At 69.4% G+C, this 22,254-nt stretch carries 19 protein-coding genes; 6 read left to right on the forward strand and 13 right to left on the reverse strand.

Annotation, left to right across the window (positions count from 1 at the left end; all coding sequences use genetic code 11):
- Positions 1-180: 180 nt before the first annotated feature.
- The 12 genes from miaB to CJ197_RS09880 form a co-directional block, all read right to left on the reverse strand.
- Positions 181-1,770, reverse strand: coding sequence for a tRNA (N6-isopentenyl adenosine(37)-C2)-methylthiotransferase MiaB (gene miaB, locus CJ197_RS09825; RefSeq protein WP_102236684.1), 1,590 nt, complete (start codon positions 1,768-1,770; stop codon positions 181-183).
- 95 nt (positions 1,771-1,865) lie between these two features.
- Positions 1,866-2,516, reverse strand: coding sequence for a regulatory protein RecX (locus CJ197_RS09830; protein WP_158239433.1), 651 nt, complete (start codon positions 2,514-2,516; stop codon positions 1,866-1,868).
- Between the two features lie 18 nt (positions 2,517-2,534).
- Positions 2,535-3,632, reverse strand: coding sequence for a recombinase RecA (gene recA, locus CJ197_RS09835; RefSeq protein WP_102236579.1), 1,098 nt, complete (start codon positions 3,630-3,632; stop codon positions 2,535-2,537).
- A gap of 300 nt (positions 3,633-3,932) precedes the next feature.
- Positions 3,933-4,157 (reverse strand): DUF3046 domain-containing protein, encoded by a 225-nt coding sequence (locus CJ197_RS09840; protein ID WP_102236580.1) that lies wholly within the window; start codon positions 4,155-4,157, stop codon positions 3,933-3,935.
- Position 4,158: 1 nt separating this feature from the next.
- Complete coding sequence (locus CJ197_RS09845) at positions 4,159-4,464, reverse strand: helix-turn-helix domain-containing protein (RefSeq protein WP_102236581.1); 306 nt, start codon at positions 4,462-4,464, stop codon at positions 4,159-4,161.
- Between the two features lie 250 nt (positions 4,465-4,714).
- On the reverse strand, positions 4,715-5,239 hold the full coding sequence (locus CJ197_RS09850; RefSeq protein WP_102236582.1) for a CinA family protein: 525 nt from the start codon (positions 5,237-5,239) through the stop codon (positions 4,715-4,717).
- Positions 5,236-5,835, reverse strand: a complete 600-nt coding sequence (gene pgsA / locus CJ197_RS09855) for a CDP-diacylglycerol--glycerol-3-phosphate 3-phosphatidyltransferase (protein WP_102236583.1) — start codon at positions 5,833-5,835, stop codon at positions 5,236-5,238. Before pgsA ends, CJ197_RS09850 begins: the two co-directional genes overlap by 4 nt.
- Before the next feature lie 73 nt (positions 5,836-5,908).
- Complete coding sequence (locus CJ197_RS09860; protein WP_102236584.1) at positions 5,909-8,845, reverse strand: DNA translocase FtsK; 2,937 nt, start codon at positions 8,843-8,845, stop codon at positions 5,909-5,911.
- A 127-nt stretch (positions 8,846-8,972) separates the two neighbouring features.
- Positions 8,973-10,670, reverse strand: a complete 1,698-nt coding sequence (locus CJ197_RS09865) for a ribonuclease J (protein ID WP_102236585.1) — start codon at positions 10,668-10,670, stop codon at positions 8,973-8,975.
- Between the two features lie 32 nt (positions 10,671-10,702).
- A complete protein-coding gene (gene dapA, locus CJ197_RS09870) occupies positions 10,703-11,611 on the reverse strand; it encodes a 4-hydroxy-tetrahydrodipicolinate synthase (protein WP_102236586.1) in 909 nt (302 codons plus the stop codon).
- Positions 11,612-11,666: 55 nt separating this feature from the next.
- Positions 11,667-14,444 (reverse strand): asparagine synthase (glutamine-hydrolyzing), encoded by a 2,778-nt coding sequence (gene asnB / locus CJ197_RS09875; protein WP_102236587.1) that lies wholly within the window; start codon positions 14,442-14,444, stop codon positions 11,667-11,669.
- 168 nt (positions 14,445-14,612) lie between these two features.
- Entirely contained in the window at positions 14,613-15,335 is a 723-nt protein-coding gene (locus tag CJ197_RS09880) for an HAD-IA family hydrolase (RefSeq protein ID WP_102236588.1), read from the reverse strand.
- A 75-nt stretch (positions 15,336-15,410) separates the two neighbouring features.
- Here CJ197_RS09880 and CJ197_RS09885 point away from each other — a divergent pair, with 75 nt between their 5' ends.
- The 6 genes from CJ197_RS09885 (at position 15,411) to CJ197_RS09910 (ending at position 20,367) form a co-directional block, all read left to right on the forward strand.
- Positions 15,411-16,205 carry an AzlC family ABC transporter permease gene (locus tag CJ197_RS09885; RefSeq protein WP_102236686.1) on the forward strand — a complete coding sequence of 265 codons (795 nt, stop codon included), beginning with the start codon at positions 15,411-15,413 and terminating at the stop codon, positions 16,203-16,205.
- Positions 16,202-16,516, forward strand: coding sequence for an AzlD domain-containing protein (locus CJ197_RS09890; RefSeq protein ID WP_102236589.1), 315 nt, complete (start codon positions 16,202-16,204; stop codon positions 16,514-16,516). The genes CJ197_RS09885 and CJ197_RS09890 overlap by 4 nt, the downstream gene beginning before the upstream one ends.
- Positions 16,517-17,236: 720 nt before the next feature.
- On the forward strand, positions 17,237-17,590 hold the full coding sequence (locus tag CJ197_RS09895) for a hypothetical protein (RefSeq protein ID WP_102236590.1): 354 nt from the start codon (positions 17,237-17,239) through the stop codon (positions 17,588-17,590).
- Complete coding sequence (locus CJ197_RS09900) at positions 17,581-18,642, forward strand: peptidoglycan-binding domain-containing protein (protein WP_102236591.1); 1,062 nt, start codon at positions 17,581-17,583, stop codon at positions 18,640-18,642. The genes CJ197_RS09895 and CJ197_RS09900 overlap by 10 nt, the downstream gene beginning before the upstream one ends.
- Positions 18,639-19,310 (forward strand): ABC transporter ATP-binding protein, encoded by a 672-nt coding sequence (locus CJ197_RS09905; protein ID WP_102236592.1) that lies wholly within the window; start codon positions 18,639-18,641, stop codon positions 19,308-19,310. Before CJ197_RS09900 ends, CJ197_RS09905 begins: the two co-directional genes overlap by 4 nt.
- Complete coding sequence (locus CJ197_RS09910; RefSeq protein WP_102236593.1) at positions 19,285-20,367, forward strand: ABC transporter permease; 1,083 nt, start codon at positions 19,285-19,287, stop codon at positions 20,365-20,367. The genes CJ197_RS09905 and CJ197_RS09910 overlap by 26 nt, the downstream gene beginning before the upstream one ends.
- On the opposite strand, the gene CJ197_RS09915 is transcribed toward CJ197_RS09910, so the two are convergent.
- Positions 20,358-22,202: a M48 family metallopeptidase gene (locus CJ197_RS09915; protein ID WP_102236594.1), complete on the reverse strand. Its 1,845-nt coding sequence runs from the start codon at positions 22,200-22,202 to the stop codon at positions 20,358-20,360. The two genes, CJ197_RS09910 and CJ197_RS09915, sit on opposite strands and share 10 nt — an antisense overlap.
- Between the last annotated feature and the right edge of the window lie 52 nt (positions 22,203-22,254).

Here is a 22,254-nt window from a genome sequence, read left to right on the forward strand (position 1 = left end):
GCCTTGAACTGGGGACTGAACTTACGCCTGGATCTTCCTGCCATGTCCTTGATCCTTCCTCATAGAAGACTGTCCAAGAACCTTGGTACACCCCAGACCAACTACAGCTAGCGCTGCGCGGAGGTCTGCGCTGCGCGGACGTCGGCGCTTCGGGGAGATCCCCGCCGTGGGGAGGACCCCTCAGGAGCGGCGCAGGCTCGGTATCCCGAGCGTGACTGGGCCGCTCGGTGCCGCGCCGCTGCCGGTGCCGCAGCTGGCATCGAGCCCCAGCTCCCCCGCCTCCCAGGCGTCACCGGAGCGGGTGCGCCGCACCGCGAAACGGCCCGGGGCGCTGTGCTCGCCGGGTGCCAGCTGCAGGGCGCTGTCGGCGATGAGGTAGTGCGGGGCGGCGCGCGTGACGGTCACTTCCACCAGATCGCCCGGGCGAGGCCGCGCCGTCTCCGGCAGATCCGCGGGCAGAGTGAAGTGCACCAGGCGGTGGTCGCGAGCCCGGCCCGACAGGCGCCGGGTCTCCTGATCGCGGTCCCCCTCCCCTTCGGCGACGAGGACCTCGACAGTGCGGCCTTCGAGCTTCTGGTTCTCCTCGAACGTGATCCGGTCCTGCAGCGCAATGAGGCGCTCGAACCGTTCCTGCACGACGGACTTGGGGATCTGGTCTTCCATGGTCGCGGCGGGTGTGCCGGGGCGGATGGAGTACTGGAAGGTGAAGGCGCTCGAGAAGCGGGACGCCTCGACCACCTCGAGGGTCTGCTGGAAGTCCTCCTCGGTCTCCCCGGGGAATCCCACGATGATGTCCGTGGTGATCGCAGCCTCCGGGATGCGCTCGCGCACCTTCTCCAGGATCCCCAGGAACTTCCTGGAACGGTAGGAGCGGCGCATGGCCTTCAAGATGCGGTCAGAGCCGGACTGCAGCGGCATGTGCAGCTGCGGCATGACGTTCTCAGTTTCGGCCATCGCGTCGATGACGTCATCGGTGAACATGGCCGGGTGGGGGCTGGTGAACCGCACCCGCTCGAGCCCGTCGATCTCTCCACAGGCGCGCAAGAGCTTCGCGAAGGCGCCGCGGTCGCCGAACTCCACGCCGTAGGAGTTCACATTCTGGCCCAGCAGCGTCACCTCGATCGCGCCGGAGTCCACGACGTCACGCACTTCGGCGAGGATTTCCCCGGGGCGGCGGTCCTTCTCCTTGCCGCGCAGCGAGGGGACGATGCAGAAGGTGCAGGTGTTGTTGCAGCCCACGGAGATCGACACCCAGGCTGCGTAGGCGCTCTCCCGCTTGGTGGGCAGCGTGGAGGGGAACACCTCAAGGGATTCGAGGATCTCCACCTCGGCCTGCTTGTTGTGGCGGGCCCGGTCCAGCAGCACCGGCAGGGAGCCGATGTTGTGCGTGCCGAAGACGACGTCCACCCAGGGGGCACGCTCGACGATGACGGAGCGGTCCTTCTGCGCCAGGCAGCCGCCCACGGCGATCTGCATGCCGGGGTTCGCGTCCTTGCCGGGGCGCAGATGGCCCAGGGTGCCGTACAGCTTGTTCGCCGCGTTCTCGCGCACCGCGCAGGTGTTGAACACCACGACGTCCACCTCACCCTTGCGGGGGTCGGCGGTCTCCGGCGCGGCGACGTAGCCGGAGGACTCCAGCAGACCGGTCAGGCGCTCGGAGTCGTGGACGTTCATCTGGCAGCCGAAGGTGCGCACCTGATAGGTGCCGCGCGGGGCTGCATCGGACACAGGCAGGGCAGTATCGGCAGGGGCGGTGATGTCTGTGCTCATCGGCGAATCAGCACGCAGCGAGGGGTCGGCAGTCATGGTGGATCCAGGGTACGGGGCATCCCCCGCCTCGTCGGCGGCCGGGGACGTCGGATCGCTCACGACCGGTCGGCGGCGCGGCGCAGCTCCCCGGAGATGACGTGCACCGCCATGTCCCCCGGATAGCCCTTGCGGGTCAGCAGGGCATCGAGCCTGCGCGCCAGGCGTCGCCGGTGCGCACCGTCGCGTTCCCGGCGCAGGCGGCGACGGTCCTGGGTATCCAGGCGCGAGCGCACGAGCTCGCGGCAGCGCTGCTCCTCGCTGTCCTCCCCCGCGGCAAGAGCCGCATCGATGTGGGCCTCGGCGACATGTTTGTCGCGGAGCTCACGGCGCAGCGCCTCGTCCCCGAGACCGCGCAGCTGGCGGCGCTGACGCACCCACTCCGCAGCGAACGCGGCATCATCCAGCAGATCGGCGCGCTCCAGGCGATCCATGACCTCCTGGGCGAGCGCAGCGGGCACGGCGCGCTCGGTGAGCTTGCTGCGCAGCTCCCCCTCGGAGCGGGCCCGAGTGGACAGCAGGCGCAGCAGGTGACGGCATTCGCGCACCACGGTGCGTTCACGCTCGATCGCCTCCGGATCCGCGCCCGGCCGCTCGCGCTCGAGGATCTCCCGGGTGCGCCGCTTCAGCTCGCTGCGCACCCGCGCATCCGGATCGGCGATGCTGACGCCCCGCGGGGCATCGGCATCGCGCGGTGCAGATGGGGTCATCGGCGGGTGATCCACAGATCAGATGGTGGCCGGGACGTCCTCGTCGAGGAACTCGTCCTCCCCGAGGGCGGCGTCCCCCTCTGCCGGGGCCTCCGGCTGCGCGGCGTACTTGCCCACCCCCAGGGTGCGCAGGATCTTCTCCTCGATCTCTGCGGCGAGGTCCGGGTTGTCCCTCAGGAACTGGCGGGAGTTCTCCTTGCCCTGGCCCAGCTGGTCTCCCTCATAGGTGAACCAGGCTCCGGACTTGCGGACGATCCCGTGCTCGACGCCGAGGTCGATCAGCCCGCCCTCCCGGGAGATGCCCTCGCCGTAGAGGATGTCGAACTCGGCCTGCTTGAAGGGCGGGGCCATCTTGTTCTTGACGATCTTGACGCGGGCGCGGTTGCCCACCGCGTCGGAGCCGGTCTTGAGGGTCTCGATGCGACGGATGTCCATGCGCACCGAGGCGTAGAACTTCAGGGCCTTGCCGCCGGTGGTGGTCTCGGGGCTCCCGAAGAACACGCCGATCTTCTCGCGCAGCTGGTTGATGAAGATCGCGGTGGTGCCGGAGGCGGACAGGGCGCCGGTGAGCTTGCGCAGCGCCTGGGACATCAACCGGGCCTGCAGACCCACGTGGGAGTCACCCATCTCGCCCTCGATCTCGGCCTTGGGCACCAGGGCGGCCACGGAGTCGATCACCACGATGTCCAGCGCCCCGGAGCGGATCAGCATGTCGGTGATCTCCAGGGCCTGCTCGCCGGTGTCCGGCTGGGAGACCAGCAGTGCGTCGGTGTCCACGCCGAGCTTCTTGGCGTACTCCGGGTCCAGTGCGTGCTCCGCGTCGATGAACGCGGCGATGCCGCCGTTGCGCTGAGCGTTGGCGACCGCGTGCAGGGCCACGGTGGTCTTGCCGGAGGACTCCGGACCGTAGATCTCCACGATGCGGCCGCGAGGCAGACCGCCGATGCCGAGCGCGGCATCCAGGGCCACCGAACCGGTGGGGATCACCTCGACCGGCGGGCGGGTGTCATCCCCCAGACGCATGATCGAGCCCTTGCCGAACTGGCGGTCGATCTGCGCGAGGGCGTTGTCGAGCGAGGAGGCGCGGTCCTTGGTGGCGGACTTCGAAGCTGCCATGTGCGTGTTCCTTCCTGGGGTGCCGGGTGTGCCGACGTCGTGTCCGTGTATGGCCACAGTAGGAGCCGACCCCGACATTCGCCGCAGGCCCCGCCCGATTGTGGATGACGGGGCATTGTGGAGGAGAGGTCGAGATGGCGGCCGGTGAGGCCGTCGCAGTACACAGTACCGAACAGACGTTCGAATGGGTGATGCTACGGCGGCGTGTCTCGCGTGTCTCACGCCCCCCGACGCACTGCTGGTCATGCTCCGTGCACCGGGGAGCTCCCCGCGCCCGCGCCCATCCGCACCGTCGACACCTCAGCGGCGGCGCTGCTCGGGCGGAACCTCCCAGCGGTCAGCCTCGGGCACATCCATGGCATCGCACAGCGCGGTCCACACCCGACGCACGGCGACCCCGCGCTCGAGGGCTTCGTAGGCGGTCAATCCGCCCACCTCCTCAAGCACGAGGTCGGTGATGTAGGCGCGGGCCAGAGCCGGTCCGAAGACGTGCTCCGACAGCTCCGTGAACTCGCTGCGGCGCACCTCAGTGCGCGCCGACCAGCGGGGCAGCGTCGTCGGCCAGTCCGTCCGGGACGGTGTCCGGGATGGTGACGTGCTCAGCCACGGCGATGCGCTCGGAGACCTCGCGCAGCACGTAGGACAGCGGCAGGCCGAGGGCGTCGGTCACGGAGACCAGCAGCTCGCTGGAGGCCTCCTTCTGGCCGCGCTCGATCTCGCTGAGGTAGCCGAGGGACACGCGGGCGTCGGAGGACACCTGCCGCAGAGTGCGGCCCTGGGCGCGACGGGCTTCACGCAGGACGTCTCCGAGCTCCTGACGGAACAGGATCATGGGCCTTCCTCCTTTCATCGGGCTCGCGGGCGGCGTGTGCTGAAGCCGGATCGCGGGTCTGCGGTGCCGGGTGCCGCCGGGGTGGTTCTGGGGCATCTGCCGGGCCGTCGGGGCCCGGTGGATCGAACTCATCACGGCTCTTCCAACGCCGCTGCCCGCTTCCGTGTTCCCCGCAGTGTAGTGGCACACGTCCGAATGCCCGCTGGGTGCCGTGCTCCATTGTGGATGACGCGTGCCTGGGGAGGAGAGGTCACGCGCGGCGCGGGCTCTCCTGGGCCGGGCGGTCCACGTGCTCGGACAGCAGCTGGAGGGCTGCCTCCACGCTCGCGGCACGCACCGCCGCCCGATCCCCGCTGAGATGCACCTCACGGGCGAGTGGCTCGGCGCCGCGCCGGGCCAGGCCCAGCCAGACCGTCCCGGCGGGCACCCCGCGCTCATCGGGCCCGGGCCCAGCCACACCCGTGGTGGAGACCGCGAGATCCGCGGCATACAGCTCGAGGGCGCCGCGCGCCATCTGTCGAGCGACCTCCGCGGTGACCGCTCCCTCGCGGGCCAGCAGCTCCGCACCGACGCCCAGCACGCGCGTCTTGGCATCCAGGCTGTAGCAGGCCGCTCCCCCGACGACGGTGGCGCTCGCCCCGGGCACATCCACCAGGCGCGCCACGAGGGCCCCGGCCGTGAGGGATTCGGCGGTCGCCAGACGCAGGTCCTGCGCGATGGCCGCGGCCACCAGCGCGGTGGGGTCGATGCGCTCCCCCGGCACCGAGGCGGTCATGCCCGGTTCGTGCCGCCAGCGAGGGCCTCGCGGCGCAACCGCAGACCGTCCTTGAGGTTCACCAGCCCCGACCACACGGTGAGGATCACGGCGATGAGCACGAGCGTCCAGCCGATCCAGTAAGCCGGAGGCCACCACAGCTCGAAGGGCAGCAGGCAGAAGGTGATCGCCATGGTCTGGAAGACCGTCTTGAGCTTGCCGGCCCAGTTCGCCGGCAGTGCCCCGTGAGAGAGGATCGTGAAGCGCATGATGGTGATCCCGAACTCGCGCACGAGGATCAGGATCGTCATCCACCAGGGGATGTAATCCCACACCGAGAGCATGATGAAGGCGGCGCCGGTGATGGCCTTATCGGCGATCGGGTCGACGATCTTGCCGAAGTCCGTGATGAGGTTCCGCGAGCGGGCCAGGTGGCCGTCCAGGGCATCGGTCGCCATCGCCACCAGGAACACGGCGGTCACCAGCAGGCGTCCGCCCACCGATTCGGCATGCACCACCGCGAGCCACACGAACACCGGCACCATGGCGCAGCGCAGCATCGTGAGGATGTTAGCGATGTTCCACAGGGGGGCCTGCGGGGCGGCCGGTGCGCTCATGGTCTCTCCTTGGCTACAGGGGGCCGACGGGGCGGCCGCGGCAGATGCGATGACGTGGAACAGGCGGGGCGGCTCAGCGGCCCGTCAAGCTCCAAGCGTCCTCGGAGTCGGGGTCCTCGCCGTCATCGTCGTAGTAGTCGATCGCGTGCTCGCTGCCATCCTCGGCGAGGGGGTCCGTGCCGTAGCGGTCATCCTGCTCGGCGTGCCCCTCGGCGCCGGCTGCGGCGGCATCCGCGTCGGTGTCCACAGCGTCATCGGCGTAGGGTTCGCTCTCGCCGGGAGTGACCGGTGCGGGATCCTCCTCCTCGCCGCGGATGCGGGCGAGGGCCGTTCCCAGGTCATCGGGGTGGATGAGGACGTCACGGGCCTTGGATCCCTCGGAGGGGCCGACGATCTCGCGGGACTCCAGCAGGTCCATCAGACGGCCGGCCTTCGCGAAGCCGACGCGCAGCTTGCGCTGCAGCATCGAGGTGGAGCCGAACTGTGTGGTGACCACGAGCTCCGCGGCCTGCAGCAGCACATCGAGATCATCACCGATGTCATCGTCGATCTGCTTCTTGGCCGCCGCGACGGTGACATCCTCGCGATAGTTCGGCTTCATCTGGCTCTTGACGTGGTCGACGACCTTGTGGATCTCCGACTCGTTGACCCACGCACCCTGGACGCGCATGGGCTTGGCCTTGCCCATCGGATGGAACAGGGCATCGCCCTGACCGATCAGCTTCTCTGCGCCGGGTGCATCGAGGATCACGCGCGAATCCTGCAGGGAGGAGGTGGCGAACGCGAGGCGGCTGGGCACGTTGGCCTTGATGATGCCGGTGACCACATCGACCGACGGGCGCTGCGTGGCGAGGATCAGGTGGATCCCGGCGGCGCGGGCCAGCTGGGTGATGCGCTGGATCGAGGCCTCCACGTCCCGCGGGGCGACCATCATGAGGTCCGCGAGCTCATCGACCACGACCAGCAGGTACGGGTACGGGGCGAGCTTGCGCTCGGAACCGGGCGGGGGCGTGACCTCCCCGGCACGCACCGCCTTGTTGAAGTCATCGATGTGCTTGAAGCCGAACGCCGCGAGGTCGTCGTAACGGGCGTCCATCTCCCTGACCACCCATTCGAGGGCCTCGGCGGCCTTCTTGGGGCTGGTGATGATCGGGGTGATCAGGTGCGGGATGCCCTCGTAGATCGTGAGCTCCACGCGCTTGGGGTCCACGAGCACCATGCGCACCTCCTCCGGGGTGGAGCGCATGAGGATCGAGGTGATCATGGAGTTGACGAAGGAGGACTTACCGGCGCCGGTGGCGCCCGCGACCAGCAGGTGCGGCATCTTCGCGAGGTTCGCCACGACGTAGCCGCCCTCGACGTCCTTGCCCACGCCCATCACCATCGGATGCTCATTACGGCGCGCGACGGGGCTGCGCAGCACATCGCCGAGCGCGACGGTCTCGCGGTCGGTATTGGGGATCTCGATGCCGATGGCCTTCTTGCCGGGGATCGGCGAGAGGATGCGCACATCGGCGCTGGCCACCGCGTAGGCGATGTTCTTGTCGAGCGCGGTGACCTTCTCGACCTTGGTGCCCGGCGCAAGCTCCACCTCGTAGCGGGTGACCGTAGGGCCGCGGGAGAAGCCGACCACGTCGGCGTTGACCTTGAACTGCTCGAAGACCTCCTCGAGCGCGGAGACCACGCGGTCGTTGGTCTCCGAGCGGGTCTTGTGCGGCGGGCCCTCGATGAGGAAGTCGGAGTCGGGGAGGGTGTAGACGATGTCCCCGGCCAGCTCGAGCTGCTCCCCGGCACGCGGCAGATCGCCCATCGGCGGGGGCACCAGCTCGGGCTTCTCCTGTGCGGCGGGCTTCGTCGCGACCGGCTGCGTGGGCTTCGGCGCCCCAGCGGCGGGCTTCGCACCGCCCTTCGCGGTGGGCATCGGGGTGGTCGCACCCGCGCCCTTCTCGGGGAAGGTCTTGGCGCGCTGGTTCTCGTCCTGGACCACGTCGAAGACTTCGGTGGGGTCCTCGGGAGCGCCGCGGCGCGGCCCCGCGGCCGCTGCGGAGGCGGCCTTCTTGCGGCCGCGTCCCTTGCGGCCCCGGCCCGGACCGCCCTCCTCGACCCCCTGTTCAAAGGCCTCATCGCCCGCGTAGCCGAAGGTCTCGTGGTCGCGCTCGGCGGCCTCGGCCTCCTTCTCCTGGCGGGTCCGGCGTCGCGTGCGACCGGCCGGCTGCACCGCAGTCTCCTGCTCATGCAGCGCGGGATCGGGCCGGCGCGGACGAAGGCCGAAGGCGATGCGCTCCTCGTCCTCCTCCTCGCTGCGGCCCACGAGCACGTCGTACACGCCGCGCACGCGAGAGGGGATCGACTCCACCGGCGTGGCGGTCAGCACGAGCACACCGAAGGCGATGACCAGGGCGTACAGGATGATCACGGCGACCGGGGGCAGCAGCGCGATCAGCGGGGCGGCGGCGAGATAGCCGAGCACGCCACCGCCGCGGGCGAGGGCGGCGATGCCGTCGGCGGGGGCGGGCATCTTGGCGCTGGTCGAGGCGATCGCGGAGATCGCCACCAGGATCAGCGAGATGCCCAGGGAGATGCGGGTGTTGGCGCGCACCTGGTCGGGGCGGCGGAACATGCGCAGCGACCAGCCGACCGCAAGCAACGGGATGACCATCGAGGAGATGCCGAAGGTGCCGGCCACGACCGTGTGCACCGCGCCGAGCACGGGCCCGGCGGCCTGCCACCACTCGACCACAGCCACGAGGGCCGCGATGAGCATCAGCAGCAGCGCGTAGCCATCGCGGCGCATCTCCGGAGCAACCTCCCAGCGCTGCACGCCGATCGAGCGCACCAGACCGCCGACCATGCGAGCGATCGCCAGATAGCCAGAGCGCGCTGCGCGCACCGGCAGAGGAAGCGTCGAGGGGTCGTTCGCCGCGGCCGCGCGGGTCCGCGAGGAGCCCGCGGCAGAGGACCGCGAGGAGCCTTTCGACGCACGTGCGGGGGAAGACGTACGTGTCGCCATAGGTCCCAGGGTACCTCCCGGGGCACTCTCAGCCCGGGAAGCAGCGGCATGCGTCACCCACAGCGGGCGCGGAACGGGCCCGGGCGGGGCAGGCAGCGGGCACGCGCACTCGCCGCGCCCGCGCGCCTCAGGCCTCGACGACGATCGGGATGATCATGGGGCGGCGGCGCAGGCGCTGGGAGACGTAGCGCCCCACGACGCGGCGCATGACCTGCTGCAGCTGGTAGGTGTCGCGGCGGTTGGACTGGTCCACGACGGCCTGCTCGAGCGCCTTGATGATGTCCGGGCGGATCTTCTCGAACACCGCATCATCCTCCGCGACACCGCGGGCGTGGATCTCCGGGCCCGCGATGAGTGCGCCGGTCTCCGAGTTGACCACGGCGAACAGGGAGATGAAGCCCTCATCGCCGAGGATCCGGCGGTCCTTGAGGTCCGCTTCGGAGATCTCGCCCACGCTCGAGCCGTCCACGTACACGTAGCCGTTGGGGATCTCCCCGACGACCTTCGCGACCCCGTCCTTGAGGTCCACAACGTGCCCGTCCTTCGCCAGCACGATCCGCTCCGGATCGGTGCCCATGGATTCGGCGATCTTGCCATTGGCGATGAGGTGGCGCACCTCGCCGTGGATCGGCATAACGTTCTTGGGCCGCACGATGTTGTAGCAGTACAGCAGCTCGCCGGCACTGGCATGCCCGGAGGTGTGAACCTTCGCATTGCCCTTGTGGACCACTTCGGCGCCGAGCGCCATCAGCCCGTTGACCACGCGGAACACGGCGTTCTCGTTGCCGGGGATGAGGGAGGAGGCGAGCACCACGATGTCCCCGGGGCCGACGGAGACGCGGTGGTCGCGGTTGGCGATGCGGCCGAGCGCCGCCATCGGCTCACCCTGGGAACCGGTGCACATGAGCACCACCTGGTCATCGGGCAGCTGGTCGATGCGCTTGACGTCCACGAGGACGTCATCGGGCACCTCGAGGTAGCCCATCTCGGCAGCGATACCCATGTTGCGCACCATGGACCGGCCGACGAAGGCGACCTTGCGACCGTGCTCTGCGGCGGCGTCGAGCACCTGCTGGACGCGGTGGACGTGGCTGGAGAAGGAGGCGACGACGATCTTCTGCTTCGCGCGGGCGAACAGGGCGGCGAGCGTCGGCCCGATCTCCTGCTCCCCCACCGTGAACCCGGGGACCTCCGCGTTGGTGGAGTCCACCATGAACAGATCCACGCCCTTCTCCCCCAGGCGGGCGAAGGCGCGCAGGTCGGTGATCCGGCCATCCAGCGGCAGCTGGTCCATCTTGAAGTCGCCGGTGTTCAGCACGGTGCCGGCGCTGGTCTCGACGTACACGGCCAGGGCGTCGGGGATGGAGTGGTTCACGGCCACGAACTCGCAGTGGAAGGGCCCGAAGGACTCCTTCTGCCCCTCCTTCACAGCGAGGGTGTACGGGGTGATGCGATGCTCCCTCAGCTTCGCCTCGACGAAGGCGAGGGTCAGCTGCGAGCCCACCAGCGGGATATCGGGCTTCAGGCGCAGCAGGTAGGGCACGGCGCCGATGTGGTCCTCATGTCCGTGGGTGAGGACGATCGCGGCGATGTCATCGAGCCGGTCCCGGATGTAGTCGAAGTCCGGCAGGATCAGGTCCACGCCGGGCTGGGAATCCTCGGGGAACAGCACTCCGCAGTCCATGACCAGCAGGCGGCCCTCCACCTCCAGCACCGACATGTTGCGGCCCACATCCCCCAGGCCGCCCAGGGGGATCACGCGCAGGGTGCCGGGCTTGAGCTTGGGCGGTTGGTTCAGGCGCTCGGCGAAGATGGTCTCGGTCACGGAAGCCTCCAAGAGGGCGAGATCAGGAAAGGTCAGAGCAGGCCGACGGCGTCCAGGGCGGTGCGCAGCGCACTCACCTGGTCCTCATCGGCCGGGGCATGGGGGCCGCGCATCGCGGCGTTGGGGAGCACCCCCTGCAGGTGCAGCGCGGTCTTGGCTGCGACCGCGCCCGGCAGGCGGGTCATGATGGCCTGGACCACGGGGACCAGGCGATGGTGCGCGTCCTGCGCCGCGGCGAGATCGGAGCGCTCCACGGCGTCCACCAGCTCACGCTCGAGCTGCGGCGCCACCTGGGAGACGACGGACACCAGGCCCGCGGCTCCGATCGCGAGCCACGGCAGGTTCAGGGCGTCCTCACCGGAGTAGTAGGCGAGATCGGTGCTGGCCATGACGATGCCGGCCTGCTGCAGATCGCCCTTCGCGTCCTTCACGGCGAGGATCCGCTCATGCTCGCCCAGGCGCTGCAGGGTCTCGAGCTCGAGCGGCACACCGCTGCGGCCGGGGATGTCGTAGAGCATCACGGGCAGGTCGGTCGCATCGGCCACCGCCCGGGTGTGGGCGATGATCCCCGCCTGGGTGGGCTTGGAGTAGTAGGGGGTGACGACGAGCAGGCCGTCCAGAGCGAGGTCCGCATGGGCGCGGGCCAGCTCGATCGAGTGGGCGGTGTCGTAGGTGCCCACCCCCGCGAGGATCATGACCTCGGGACCGGCGGCCTCCCGCACCGCGCGCGCGAGCTGCACCTTCTCCGCATCGGAGAGGGTGGGGGCCTCCCCGGTGGTGCCGGAGATCACCAGCAGGTCATGCGCGCCCTCGACGAGGTGCGCGGCAAGGCGCTGCGCGGCGTCGAGGTCCACGGCGGAGCCGTCGGCCGTGAACGGGGTGACCATCGCGGTCCCCAGCGTTCCGAAGGGGCGGTCGGTGCGCGCAGTGCCTGCGGTCATGGTCTCCTCCCGGGGACGTCCTGGTGCTCGAAGCCTAGTCCGGTCTCCTCTGGCGTCAGCGCTGCGACGCACTCCCGAGGTCCGCGAGGATCGCCATCGGGGTGCGCTGGCGGCCCTGCCCCAGGGGGTTGTCAGCGAAGGTCGCCTCGAGCTGCGCGGCGGGGACATCCACATCGGATCCCAGCACATTGCGGCCGATGTCGTTGGCATCCATCACCACGGTGCCGCGGAAGGACTCCTTCAGTGACTGAGGCAGGTCCGCGACGCGGATCGCGGCCGAGAGCTGCGCGGATACACCGTCGGGATCCTTGGGCGGCAGTTTCGCGGAGACGTTCGAGGGGAAGGCCGAGTACGGGGTGGGGCCGTCGATCGCGCGCACGTTCGCGCCGACGACCTCGTAGAACAGGCCCTTGCGGCGCACCAGCTTCCCGGCCGCCCCGGCGGCGGAGGCAGCGAGGATGCGCGGCAGACCCACCTCGCGGATCGCAAGCTCCATGGTGGTGGGGTCGCCCAGGCCGATGCCGGCCGGGGTGCGGGTGACGAAGCGGCTGAGCAGGCGGGCGCTGCGGCGGGGCTGAATCTCCCAGGTGAACCAGGAGCGGCCCTGCGTGATCGCGATGATCTTCTCGCTGATCACGTAGTACCAGGGGGCGCCGTCCGGCAGGGCATCGGCGGGCAGGTCGGCGGCGAAGCGCTCGACGTGGCCGCGCACGAGCGCGGTGAGGTCCGTGTCCTTGTCCACCAGCTCGGTCTGCAGCGGGAAGCGCCGCCAGGTGTGGCCGTCGGCTGCGGAGACCAGGTCCAGCTCCTTGCCCTCATTGGCGACATAGTCGCTCTTGGGGGCGATCTCCTCCGCCGCGGACTCCTGCTCGGCAGGCTCCCCCTCCGCGGGCTCCACCGCCGGGGCGATGACCGGGGCGGGCGCCGGATCCGCGGCGTCGTCGCCGAGGGCGCGTCCGGCCCCGTCGGCGTCGTCGAAGAAGGTGCGCATCCACAGCTCCACGTTCAGCAGGCGCCAGAACATCAGCGTGCCGTAGTTCTCAGGATGGGCGATGTAATCGTCGAACAGAGCGACGACGGACTGCGCCTCGAAGTAGGGGCGGGAGGCGAAGGACTCGGAGGCGAAGATCTCGCGCAGCTGCGGGGCGACCGCCCGGAACCATTCGCTCTCCGGGGTGGTGAAGCCGATCTTGTTGCGACGCCGGGCGATCATGTCCGGGAGGATCCCGTCCATGGCCTCGCGCAGGATCCGCTTGTTCCAGCCGCGGTGAATGATCGCGGACTCATCCAGGGAGAACAGGAACTTCAGCAGCTCCTTGTCCACGAACGGGACGCGCCCCTCGATGCTGAAGCGCATTGTGTTCTTGTCCTCGTAGCGCAGCAGCGAGGGCAGGGAGGAGCGGAAGGTGTCCTCCAGCAGCCGCTCCTTGAGGTCATCCTGCACAGAGGTGACCTTCTCGTGCTGGTGGGCGGCCACGAACTCGTTGTTCAGCAGCGCCTCGATCGGCACCTCGGTGCGGCCGGAGAAGCGGACCTTGGCGAGCTTGCGCAGGATGTCGCGGGAGCCGGCCATCTCCTTGGCAAGTTCGGCGAAGCGGCCTTGGCGGCGCAGCTGGCGCAGGTAGACGTAGAAGTACGGGTTGTACCCGGCGATCATCTCGTCGGCGCCCTGGCCGTCCAGCAGCACGGTCACGTGCTGGCTGGCCTCGCGCATCACCGCGTACTGCGCGTAGGGGCCGGTGGAGATGATCGGCTCCTCCTGGGTGCGCACGAAGTCGCGCAGGTCCTCGAGGAAGGCGGGCGGCTGGGGGTGGATCTTGTGGGCGGTGATCTGCCCGGAGTAGTCCTCCAGCAGCGCATCCACGTACCGTTCCTCGTCGTTACGGGAACCGGGGAACACGGCGGAGAAGGTGTTCTGGCGCGAACCGACGGCGGCGAAGGACTCATCCTGCGGTTGTTCGCGCAGGTGCCGGGCGATCACAGCGGCCACGGCGGAGGAGTCGAGGCCCCCGGACAGGGAGGTGCCGACGGGCACCTCGGACTGCAGGCGCAGCTGCACCGCCTGCTCGAAGCGCTCGCGGTACTCGGCGACGACGGACTCGTCATAGGGGCGGCCCGGCTGCCGGGCGATCTCCCGCAGCTCCTCCTGCAGGCGGGTGTAGGAGGCGAGCTCCACGCCGTCGCGGGTGATGGTGAGGACCTGGCCGGGCATGAGGCGGCGCACGCCCGCGAAGAAGGTCTGCGCGTCATCGTCCTGGACGCGGAACTTCAGGTAGCGGTAGACGGCGCGGTCATCGGGCGCGGCCTGAAACACCTTCGCGGCCAGCAGGGAGCGGATCTCGGAGCCGAACAGCACGCGCGGCGTCTCGCCCTCAGCGATCTCCGGGTCGACCCAGTAGTAGAGCGGCTTGATGCCGAAGTGATCGCGGGCGAGCGCGAGGCTGCCGGCCTCGGCGTCGTGGATCGCGAAGGCGAACATGCCGTTGAAGCGGTCGTAGGCCTCGATGCCCCACTGGGCGTGGGCCTCCAGCAGCACTTCGGTGTCGGAGGCGGTGCGGAACTGATGGCCCAGGCCCTCGAGCTCCTCGCGCAGCGGCAGGTAGTTGTAGGTCTCGCCGTTGTAGACGATCGTGTAGCGGCCATCAGCGGTGGTCATCGGCTGGGCGCCGTGCTCGCGGTCGATGATCGAGAGCCGACGGTGCGCCAGGCCCACGTCACCGGACACGTGGATGCCCTCGCCGTCGGGGCCACGGTGGGCCAGGGCGCAGTTCATCCGTCGGGCGATGTCCTCGGTGAGGTCACCGAAGCCGTAGGTGCCGGCGATTCCGCACATGGGGCGAGTCCTTTCGAGGGGGACGTGATGCCGCTTCCGTACCGCGCGGCAGCGGGTCCGGGACCGACGGGGTGGGGGCCGACGGGGCTGACTGCGCGCCTCGCGCGGGAGGGCTGGTCGAGCCTATCAACGCCCACCCCGTCAGCCCCGCGGCGGGGTCTGTGAGGTTCAGCCGCCGCGGCGGGTGACGAGCAGGTCCTCGGAGTCCACGTGCACCTCGAGGTCATCCAGGGAGGTGATCAGGGCGCCCGCGAGGTCGGCGAGCTCCGCGGCGGGGGTGGTGCTGGTCACCGCGATGGTGGGGCAGCCGGCGGCGCGCCCGGAGGTGAGGCCGCCCACCGCGTCCTCGATCACCACGGCCTGCGCAGGCTCGACGCCGAGGCGTTCGGCGCCCACACGGTAGGGCTCGGGGTCGGGCTTGCCGCGGGTGACCTGGTCGGCAGTGACGGTGTGCGCGGGCTCAGGCAGACCGGTGCGCTCCCAGCGGGCGGTGAACAGCTCTCGGGTGCAGGAGGTGACGACGGTCCAGGTGGGGCGCCCCAGCTGCTCGGCGGCGGCATCAAGCTCGCCGAGCAGCCGCTGCGTGCCGGGCAGCACCTCGATCCCGGCGACGTCCGCGATCTCGAGCTCCTCGATGCGGCGGTGCGCGGCAGTGATCTGCTCTTCGCTGAAGTCCGGGTAGAGCTCGCGCAGCGTCTGTCGAGCGGGTTTGCCGTGCATGGCGTGGGAGAAGGTGAGGCCGCCGCCGAGCTCCTGCAGCAGCTGGTTCCAGGCCCGCTCCACGGCGTCGCCGGAGTCGATCAGCGTGCCGTCCATGTCCAGCAGCAGGGCCTGGGTGCGCAGCGGCAGGTCCGGGCCGTTCGCGGCGGTGGGATACGACGTGGTGCTCATACCGGCAGGATCCCATATCGGGCCGTGGACACGCGCGACGCAGCGCCGTGCGGGGACCCTAGGGTGGCCGCCATCATGACCACTTCCCCGCACCCGACGCCCGATAGCGCTGACCTGCCCGAGTCCGCGCAGCTCCCGGCCGCGCAGCTGCGCCGGATCCGCCGCACGGGCCTGGGAATCGGGATCGCGACGGGACTGTACGGCATCTCCTTCGGTGCGCTCGCCACCGCCTCCGGCCTCAGCGTCGCCCAGGCGATGGTGCTGTCCTTGATCATGTTCACCGGCGGCAGCCAGTTCGCCTTCATCGGCGTGATGGGCGGCGGTGGCTCCGCCATGGGGGCGGCGCTCGCGGCGCTGCTGCTGGGGATCCGCAACACCCTGTACGGCCTGATGCTGGCGCCCTCCCTGCCGCGCGGCGGGGTGCGCGGGCTGCTGCGAGCGCAGCTGACGATCGACGAGTCCGCAGCCCTGGCCACCACCGGGACGACGCCCGCCCACCGTCGGGCCGGGTTCTGGGCGGCCGGGGTGGCGGTGTATATCTTCTGGAACCTGTTCAGCCTGTTGGGGGCGCTGGCCGGTCAGCATGTAGCGGATCCGGCGGCCTGGGGACTGGACGCGGCAGCGGCCGCTGCCTTCCTCGCCCTGCTGTGGCCGCGCCTGCGCTCCCGGGATGCGGTGGCGATCGCGGTGGCGGCGGCTTTCATCGCGCTCATCACCACGCCGCTGCTGCCGCCGGGACTGCCGGTGCTAGCGGCGGCGCTGGTCGCGGTGGTGGCGGGGCTGCGGGCCGGGCCGGATCCCCGTCGGCCCCAGCATGGAAAGCACGGGAACCATGGGATCCGAGGGGACCGAGGGAAGGAGGCCCGATGAGCCTGCTATGGATCGCGGTGCTCGCCGCCTCGGCGCTGTCCTTCGTCCAGAAGTGGATCGGTTACCAGGTGCCGCCGGAGGTGCTCGAGCGTCCGCGCATCTCCCGGATCACCACGCTGCTGCCGATCGCGCTGCTGGGTGCGCTGGTGGCCACGCAGGCCGCCACCAGCGGGCAGTCCCTCCAGCTCGATACGCGCCTGGTGGCCCTGGGGGTGGCGGCGCTGCTGCTGTGGCGGCGCGTGCCGTTCCTCGTGGTGGTGATCGCTGCTGCGGCCACCGCCGCGGGGCTGCGAGCGCTGGGCTGGGGCTGACGGGGCGAAGGCTTCCGCGCAGACTGATGACAGCACGGAGCTAGCACCGCACCACTCGCGGTCCCCCGAATCCCGCCAGCAACCCAAGTCGATACACCCTCCCTTCTTTTCTGGTTTACCGAACGTTCACTTGCGATACCGTCCGCACCCGACTAACGTCACTACCGACAGCACAACTGTCAACGAAGTTTCTCACGATGAAGTAGAAGCGATTTTGGGGGATTCACATGCGCCGTCGTCTAACCTTCGCCATGACAGCAGTGCTCCTCACGGCAGCATCGGCAGCATCCGCCCATGCTTACGCGGGGGCCGAGCAGGGCACTAAGACCTGTAACACTGACAGTCCCGTGGCCACAAAGATTTACGCCGACGGAGAACACTCGCACACTCAGCGCAACACAACAAAGAAATACGCGGATGCCGGCTATGTTCGTACCACCTACCTCGGCCTCGGATACCCCAGTGCGTCGTACTACATTACCGGGGGTAAGGGGTATTTTGGCTACGACAAGTCATCTGCCTACTGTGCACGCTGACTACCCCCATAATCCACGAATGGCATTTCGATTACCGACGTGGGCTTTCGGGGCGACGCTCATCCTCGCAGTGGCCGCAGGTTGCTCAGACAATCCACCAGACGAGGCTGGCGGGCAAGCACCAGATGGTTCCACGCCGCCTAGTGTCGTCTACGAAGAACGCGCTGAGGCCATCGGGGAGTGCATGAACCGAGAGGGGCTTCCCATCGAGGTCACCTCCGATGGCGGCTTCCAATATGACAACACCGTCGTCACTGAGGAAGAGTTCGATCGGGTCTACGAGCTGTGCGAGAAGGAGCTGATGAAGGCGGGGGCGATCGGCCCACCGCCCGCTGCGGACCCGGAGTATCTGTCTGCGGTGTACGACGAACTTGTCGAGCAGGCGCAATGCCTCACCGACGAGGGCTACACAGTCGAGGAGCCACCGTCGCGGGAAACGTGGATCGAGTCCAAGGGAGCGGCCTGGGATCCGTGGGGCTCCGTCGCGGAGAATGACGGGGTGGAAGCGCTTGAGGAAGCCCAGGCGACATGCGGGTGATGTCCGCCGTTCGCCCGCGCCTGGTGATCGGCGCCATCGGGATCGTGATGGCCCTGGTGATCACGTGGTTCGCCGCAACATCCGTGGCGACTCGCACCGAGGCAGCGGACTCTCCCCCACCGCCGACCTTCGTCACGGTCACCGAAGGGACGCTCGGGCACACCATCCCTGCCGCCGTCACCGTGACGCGCGCCAACGCGCTCACGGTGCGCGCCCCGCGCGACGGCACGCTCACACGGCCGGTGGCTGACGAGATGATCGACGTCGGCGATCCGCTTCTCTGGATCAATGAGGAACCCGTCATTGCTGCTGAAGGGAAGGTTCCTGCTTTCCGAGAGATGAAGCGCGACATGAGTGGGAGCGATGTCGAACAGCTCCAGACGTTCCTCCGTGCCACGGGTCACCTACCCCGCGAGGTCCCGATCGACGGCGAATTCGGACCGGCCACGGAGACAGCCGTCATCCGCTGGCACGCCGAGCACGACATCACCGGCCCTGCCGCCGCGATCATCACTCCCGCCGAGCTGATCTTCGTTCCTGAGCTTCCCGCCAGCGTCTTAGCTACCGATGGAGTTCACGTCGGCAGCGTGCTCAGCAGCGGGCAGGAGGTGGCGCAGGTGCTCGAGGCAGCACCGAGTTTTGCCATTCACTCCGAGGGAGACATCGCTGCTGAGTTTCGGGAGGGGCTTCCTGTCACTGTGCCACTCGAGGACGAGACGCTCCACGCCATCACTGGTGCTCCGACAACCCTCGAGGACGGCCGGATCCAGATCCCCGTGACGTTGCCGGAGCCCTGCGGTTCCGATTGCGCTCCCCTCCGCAACGGACAACGGCTCTCCGCAACCGTCACCCTTGCCGAGAAAACCACCGGGCCGCTCGTCCCCGTGGCGGCGCTACGGCAGAAACCTGATGGCAGTACCTATGTCACCACGCGCGAGGGCGCCCATCTTCCGGTAACGGTGCAGATCGCCGATCGTGGCGCGGCGATTGTCAGCGGTATTGATCCGGGCAGCGAAGTGCTGATCGTTGCCCCGGAGGACCGCTCCGGATGATCGACCTGGATGGCGTGACGTACTGCTACCCCGGCAACGACACCGCCGTGGTCGCCGACCTGCACCTGCAGATTCCCGCTGGATCGGTGACAGCGATGGTGGGGCCATCAGGCTGTGGGAAGTCCACCCTGCTGTACCTGGCCGGGCTGATGCTCACCCCGCACACCGGCCGGATCTCTCTGCACGGCCAGCGTGTGGACACTCTCCGCGACGCGGAGCGCAGTCGGCTTCGTGCGCAGAGCATCGGCTTCGTGTTCCAGGACGCGATGCTCGATCCTCGCCGCAGCGTGCTCGGGAACGTGATCGAAGGTGCGCTCTTCGCCGGGATCCCCCCACCGCAGGCCACGCGATACGCGCACGAGCTCCTCGAGCACGTCGGGATGGCCCCCAAGGCCGGCTCGACCGTGCGCGACCTCTCGGGAGGACAGGCCCAGCGCGTCGCGCTGTGCCGGGCGCTCGTGAAGGACCCAACTGTGCTGCTGGCCGATGAGCCGACCGGCAACCTCGATGCCACCAGCGGATCTCAGGTCGTGGAGCGTCTGCTGGAGCGTGCCCACCTCCACGAGGCCGCGGTTCTCGTGGTCACCCATGACGAAGAGCTTGCGCGCCGCTGCGATCGGATTCTGCGATGGGAGGGCCGCGGTGTCCGCGCGCACGCTGCTGCGTGAAGCACTCGGCGAAATCCGCCGCGCCCCGGTGCTCTCTGCACTAGTTCTCACCCTCGTCGCGCTCTGCACCGTCCTCATCGACTCGACAGCCGGGCAAGGAGATGCCCTGCGTCACCGCGTGGAGCAGAACCTCTCCACACCCGCGCTGCGCACGACCGTGATCACGGCGGACACACCAGTGACCGTCTCCCGTGATGCGCTCGCGGCCTACGCCCAGCGCAGCGATGTCGAGGTGGTCGCCGCGTTGGGGCCCGCAGCCGATGTGGTCCCCCTGGCGACCGCTCCCGGAGGGCCGCCCGTCCCCGTACGCCCTGCCATCGTGCTCAGCACTGGGAAATCCGCGCTCCAGGTGCCGTCAGGCGGCACGGCCGGCATCTACATCCCCGAGTCATGGCTGAGCGCCGACGGGGACCTGCAGCACTACGCCTACCAGGACCTTCACGGCGTGACCTGGCCGGTCAGCGGGGTGTATCACGCCAGCGCCGAGGACGTCCCGCGGCTGGACGGCACTGCTCTCCGGCTGGTCGAAGGGGACCAGATCGAGGTGCGCAGCCTGCTGATCATCGGCACGGCGGGGACCGATCCGACCGTGCACGAACGCGATGCCATCGCCCTGCTGAGCACAGAGCAGATCACCGTGGACGGGAGCTCCCAGGCACGCGAGGCCGCGCAGACCGTCCGCCGTGATATCAGCCGCTCCGGCACCACAGCGCTCATCGGGGCGCTGGTGATCGGGGGTGGAGTGGTCATGATCCTGGTGGGGGTGTGGACGCTCCTGCATCAGCGCGATATCGGACGCCGCCGCGTGCTCGGGGCGAGCAGAAGTCAGATCATCGTGATCGCGCTCGCGCATGTGGCAGCGCTGACGCTGACCGGGGTGACCGCCGGGACCGCGGTGATGCTGCTCATGCACCACCTGGGACTCCTGCCTGCACCGCGCTGGAGCTTTCACCTGGCCGTCGCCTGGCTGGTGCTGGTGGTGACGATGCTGGCAGCAGCCGCTCCCACGGCACTGACCAGCCGCATCGACCCCGTGCGGGTGCTGCGTCAAGCCTGAGGGTTCTCGCAGCAGGCACCGTCCGTATCCTCAGCGGCCTGGTCACAGCCCTCATCGGCCGATGCATCCCCGGTGCAGCATCCGCCGCTCTCTGTCGCGGCGGCGGCGAAGCCCAGCGGGAGCGGCCCGGCGGCCGCTCGCGCCGTCGGGCCCATGGCCTCCAGGCGGCAGGCGCAGGACGCGGTCACCGGCACATCGGCCTGGGCGCGGACGATGTCCAGGCGGCGCTTGACCACAGAGGCGAGCTCATCGGCCCCGCGGCGCACGAGGCACTCGTGGTAGCCGTGGAGGCTCCACACATTGTCCGGGTGCAGGTTCGCGCGCGGGATCGACGGCTCATAGCCCAGGTCCTCGCGGTACACCTGCTCGGCGTCATCCAGGCGGCCCTGCTCCATGAGCAGTGCGGCGAGTGCGTGGCGGGTGGGCTGCATCCAGGACCACGGCTCGTCATACGGCAGGGAGTCGTCCAGCTCGACGCTGCGACGCAGATGCGCGAAGGCCTCGTCGTGGTTCCCGGCGCGGTACTCGATCTCCCCGTCGAGCATCGCCGCGGCCACCTCGAGGATGTCCCGGCAGGTGTTGTTGAAGACGGTGCGGGAATGCGGGACGCGCTCGACGGCCGCGTGGAAGAGCCGACGGTGGTCCCGGGCGGCCTCCACGTCCCCGAGCGCGGCGCTCGCCACGCCCTTGGCGTAGTGCATCACGGCGGTGGTGGTGCAGAACAGATTCTGGTCCTCGGGCAGCGGCTCGTCGAGGATCTCCTGCCAGCGGCCGAAGCGGATCAGGGCGTGCATGGTCATCGGGTAGAAGCCTTCGAGCCAGTCCGCCATCGGCGGGGAGGTGACCGTCAGCAGCTCCTTCGGCAGGGTCTGTTCAAGGCGCCGCCCCGCGTCGATGGCCTTCTGGCTCTGCCCGAGGAACATCGCCCCATACATGACGAAGTGCAGGTTGTGCGCCCGGTACAGGGTGTAGAAGTTCTCCCCGCCGCGCGCGGCGAGGTAGCGCTCATCGGCCTGGACCGCCCGCTCATTGGTCTCGATGACGCGGCGGTAGTCGCCGCACAGCACGTCGATATGGGTGGGCATGTGCACCAGGTGGCCGCCGTCGGGCACCACATCCCGTGCCCAGTCCGCCACCCAGAGCGCCGCCTCGGGCTGGCCGGACATCTCCATCAGGTGGATCGCCATGTGCAGCACGCCGGGGTGCTGACGGGCCTGCGGGTCCACGAGCGCACGGTCCGCGACGTCCTTCGCCTCCAGGGTGGGCACCCCGGGCTCGGGCTCCCCGGTGCGCAGATCCCACAGCTCCCAGGGCCGCACCCCGAGCAGAGCATCGAGGTGGATTGCGATGACGTCGAGGTCATCGGGGTGATCACGGTAGAGCTCTCGACAGGCCTCGGCGTAGCCGAGCACCCACTGCTCCGGCCAGTCCTCCCCCGCCGGCGGCTGCTCGACCGGGTAGCGGTGCGGGAGCGTCGCGATGATCGCGCGCTCCACGGCGGGCGCATCGGACGCAAGGTCGAGGGCGCGCCGGGTGTGCTCGGCGGCGTGCGCGAGGGAGCGCTCGAGGTCCTCGGGATCGAAGTCCGCCCAGGGCTTGTTGTAGTTCGGACCCAGCACATACGCGGCGCCCCAGTGGGCGAGCGCAAATCCGGGGTCTGCCTGCGCCGAGCGCACGAAGCAGCCGTAGGCCTCCTCATGGTTGAAGGCGTAGGTCCAGATCAGCCCGCGCCGGAACCACTCAGCGGCCTCCGGGTCGGTCGTGGAGACCTCACGGCGGTAGGAGCCGAGGTCGAAGGGGTACTCATCCGTGGCGTCCGTCACAGCAGGGTGCATGGCTCGACGGTATCAAGCCTGTGGCAGCGGCGTTCTGCTCCGCGGTGGGGAT

It is taken from the genome of Brachybacterium sp. UMB0905, from assembly GCF_002871795.1.
Taxonomy (GTDB): Bacteria; Actinomycetota; Actinomycetes; order Actinomycetales; family Dermabacteraceae; genus Brachybacterium.

Bases quoted from the DNA above. Each gene is read 5' to 3' on its own strand.
- miaB (WP_102236684.1), bottom strand. From the start codon at position 1,770: ATGAGCACAGACATCACCGCCCCTGCCGATACTGCCCTGCCTGTGTCC.
- CJ197_RS09830 (WP_158239433.1), bottom strand. From the start codon at position 2,516: ATGACCCCATCTGCACCGCGCGATGCCGATGCCCCGCGGGGCGTCAGC.
- recA (WP_102236579.1), bottom strand. From the start codon at position 3,632: ATGGCAGCTTCGAAGTCCGCCACCAAGGACCGCGCCTCCTCGCTCGAC.
- CJ197_RS09845 (WP_102236581.1), bottom strand. From the start codon at position 4,464: ATGATCCTGTTCCGTCAGGAGCTCGGAGACGTCCTGCGTGAAGCCCGT.
- CJ197_RS09850 (WP_102236582.1), bottom strand. From the start codon at position 5,239: ATGACCGCCTCGGTGCCGGGGGAGCGCATCGACCCCACCGCGCTGGTG.
- pgsA (WP_102236583.1), bottom strand. From the start codon at position 5,835: ATGAGCGCACCGGCCGCCCCGCAGGCCCCCCTGTGGAACATCGCTAAC.
- CJ197_RS09860 (WP_102236584.1), bottom strand. From the start codon at position 8,845: ATGGCGACACGTACGTCTTCCCCCGCACGTGCGTCGAAAGGCTCCTCG.
- dapA (WP_102236586.1), bottom strand. From the start codon at position 11,611: ATGACCGCAGGCACTGCGCGCACCGACCGCCCCTTCGGAACGCTGGGG.
- asnB (WP_102236587.1), bottom strand. From the start codon at position 14,444: ATGTGCGGAATCGCCGGCACCTACGGCTTCGGTGACCTCACCGAGGAC.
- CJ197_RS09880 (WP_102236588.1), bottom strand. From the start codon at position 15,335: ATGAGCACCACGTCGTATCCCACCGCCGCGAACGGCCCGGACCTGCCG.
- CJ197_RS09885 (WP_102236686.1), top strand. From the start codon at position 15,411: ATGACCACTTCCCCGCACCCGACGCCCGATAGCGCTGACCTGCCCGAG.
- CJ197_RS09890 (WP_102236589.1), top strand. From the start codon at position 16,202: ATGAGCCTGCTATGGATCGCGGTGCTCGCCGCCTCGGCGCTGTCCTTC.
- CJ197_RS09895 (WP_102236590.1), top strand. From the start codon at position 17,237: ATGAACCGAGAGGGGCTTCCCATCGAGGTCACCTCCGATGGCGGCTTC.
- CJ197_RS09900 (WP_102236591.1), top strand. From the start codon at position 17,581: ATGCGGGTGATGTCCGCCGTTCGCCCGCGCCTGGTGATCGGCGCCATC.
- CJ197_RS09905 (WP_102236592.1), top strand. From the start codon at position 18,639: ATGATCGACCTGGATGGCGTGACGTACTGCTACCCCGGCAACGACACC.
- CJ197_RS09915 (WP_102236594.1), bottom strand. From the start codon at position 22,202: ATGCACCCTGCTGTGACGGACGCCACGGATGAGTACCCCTTCGACCTC.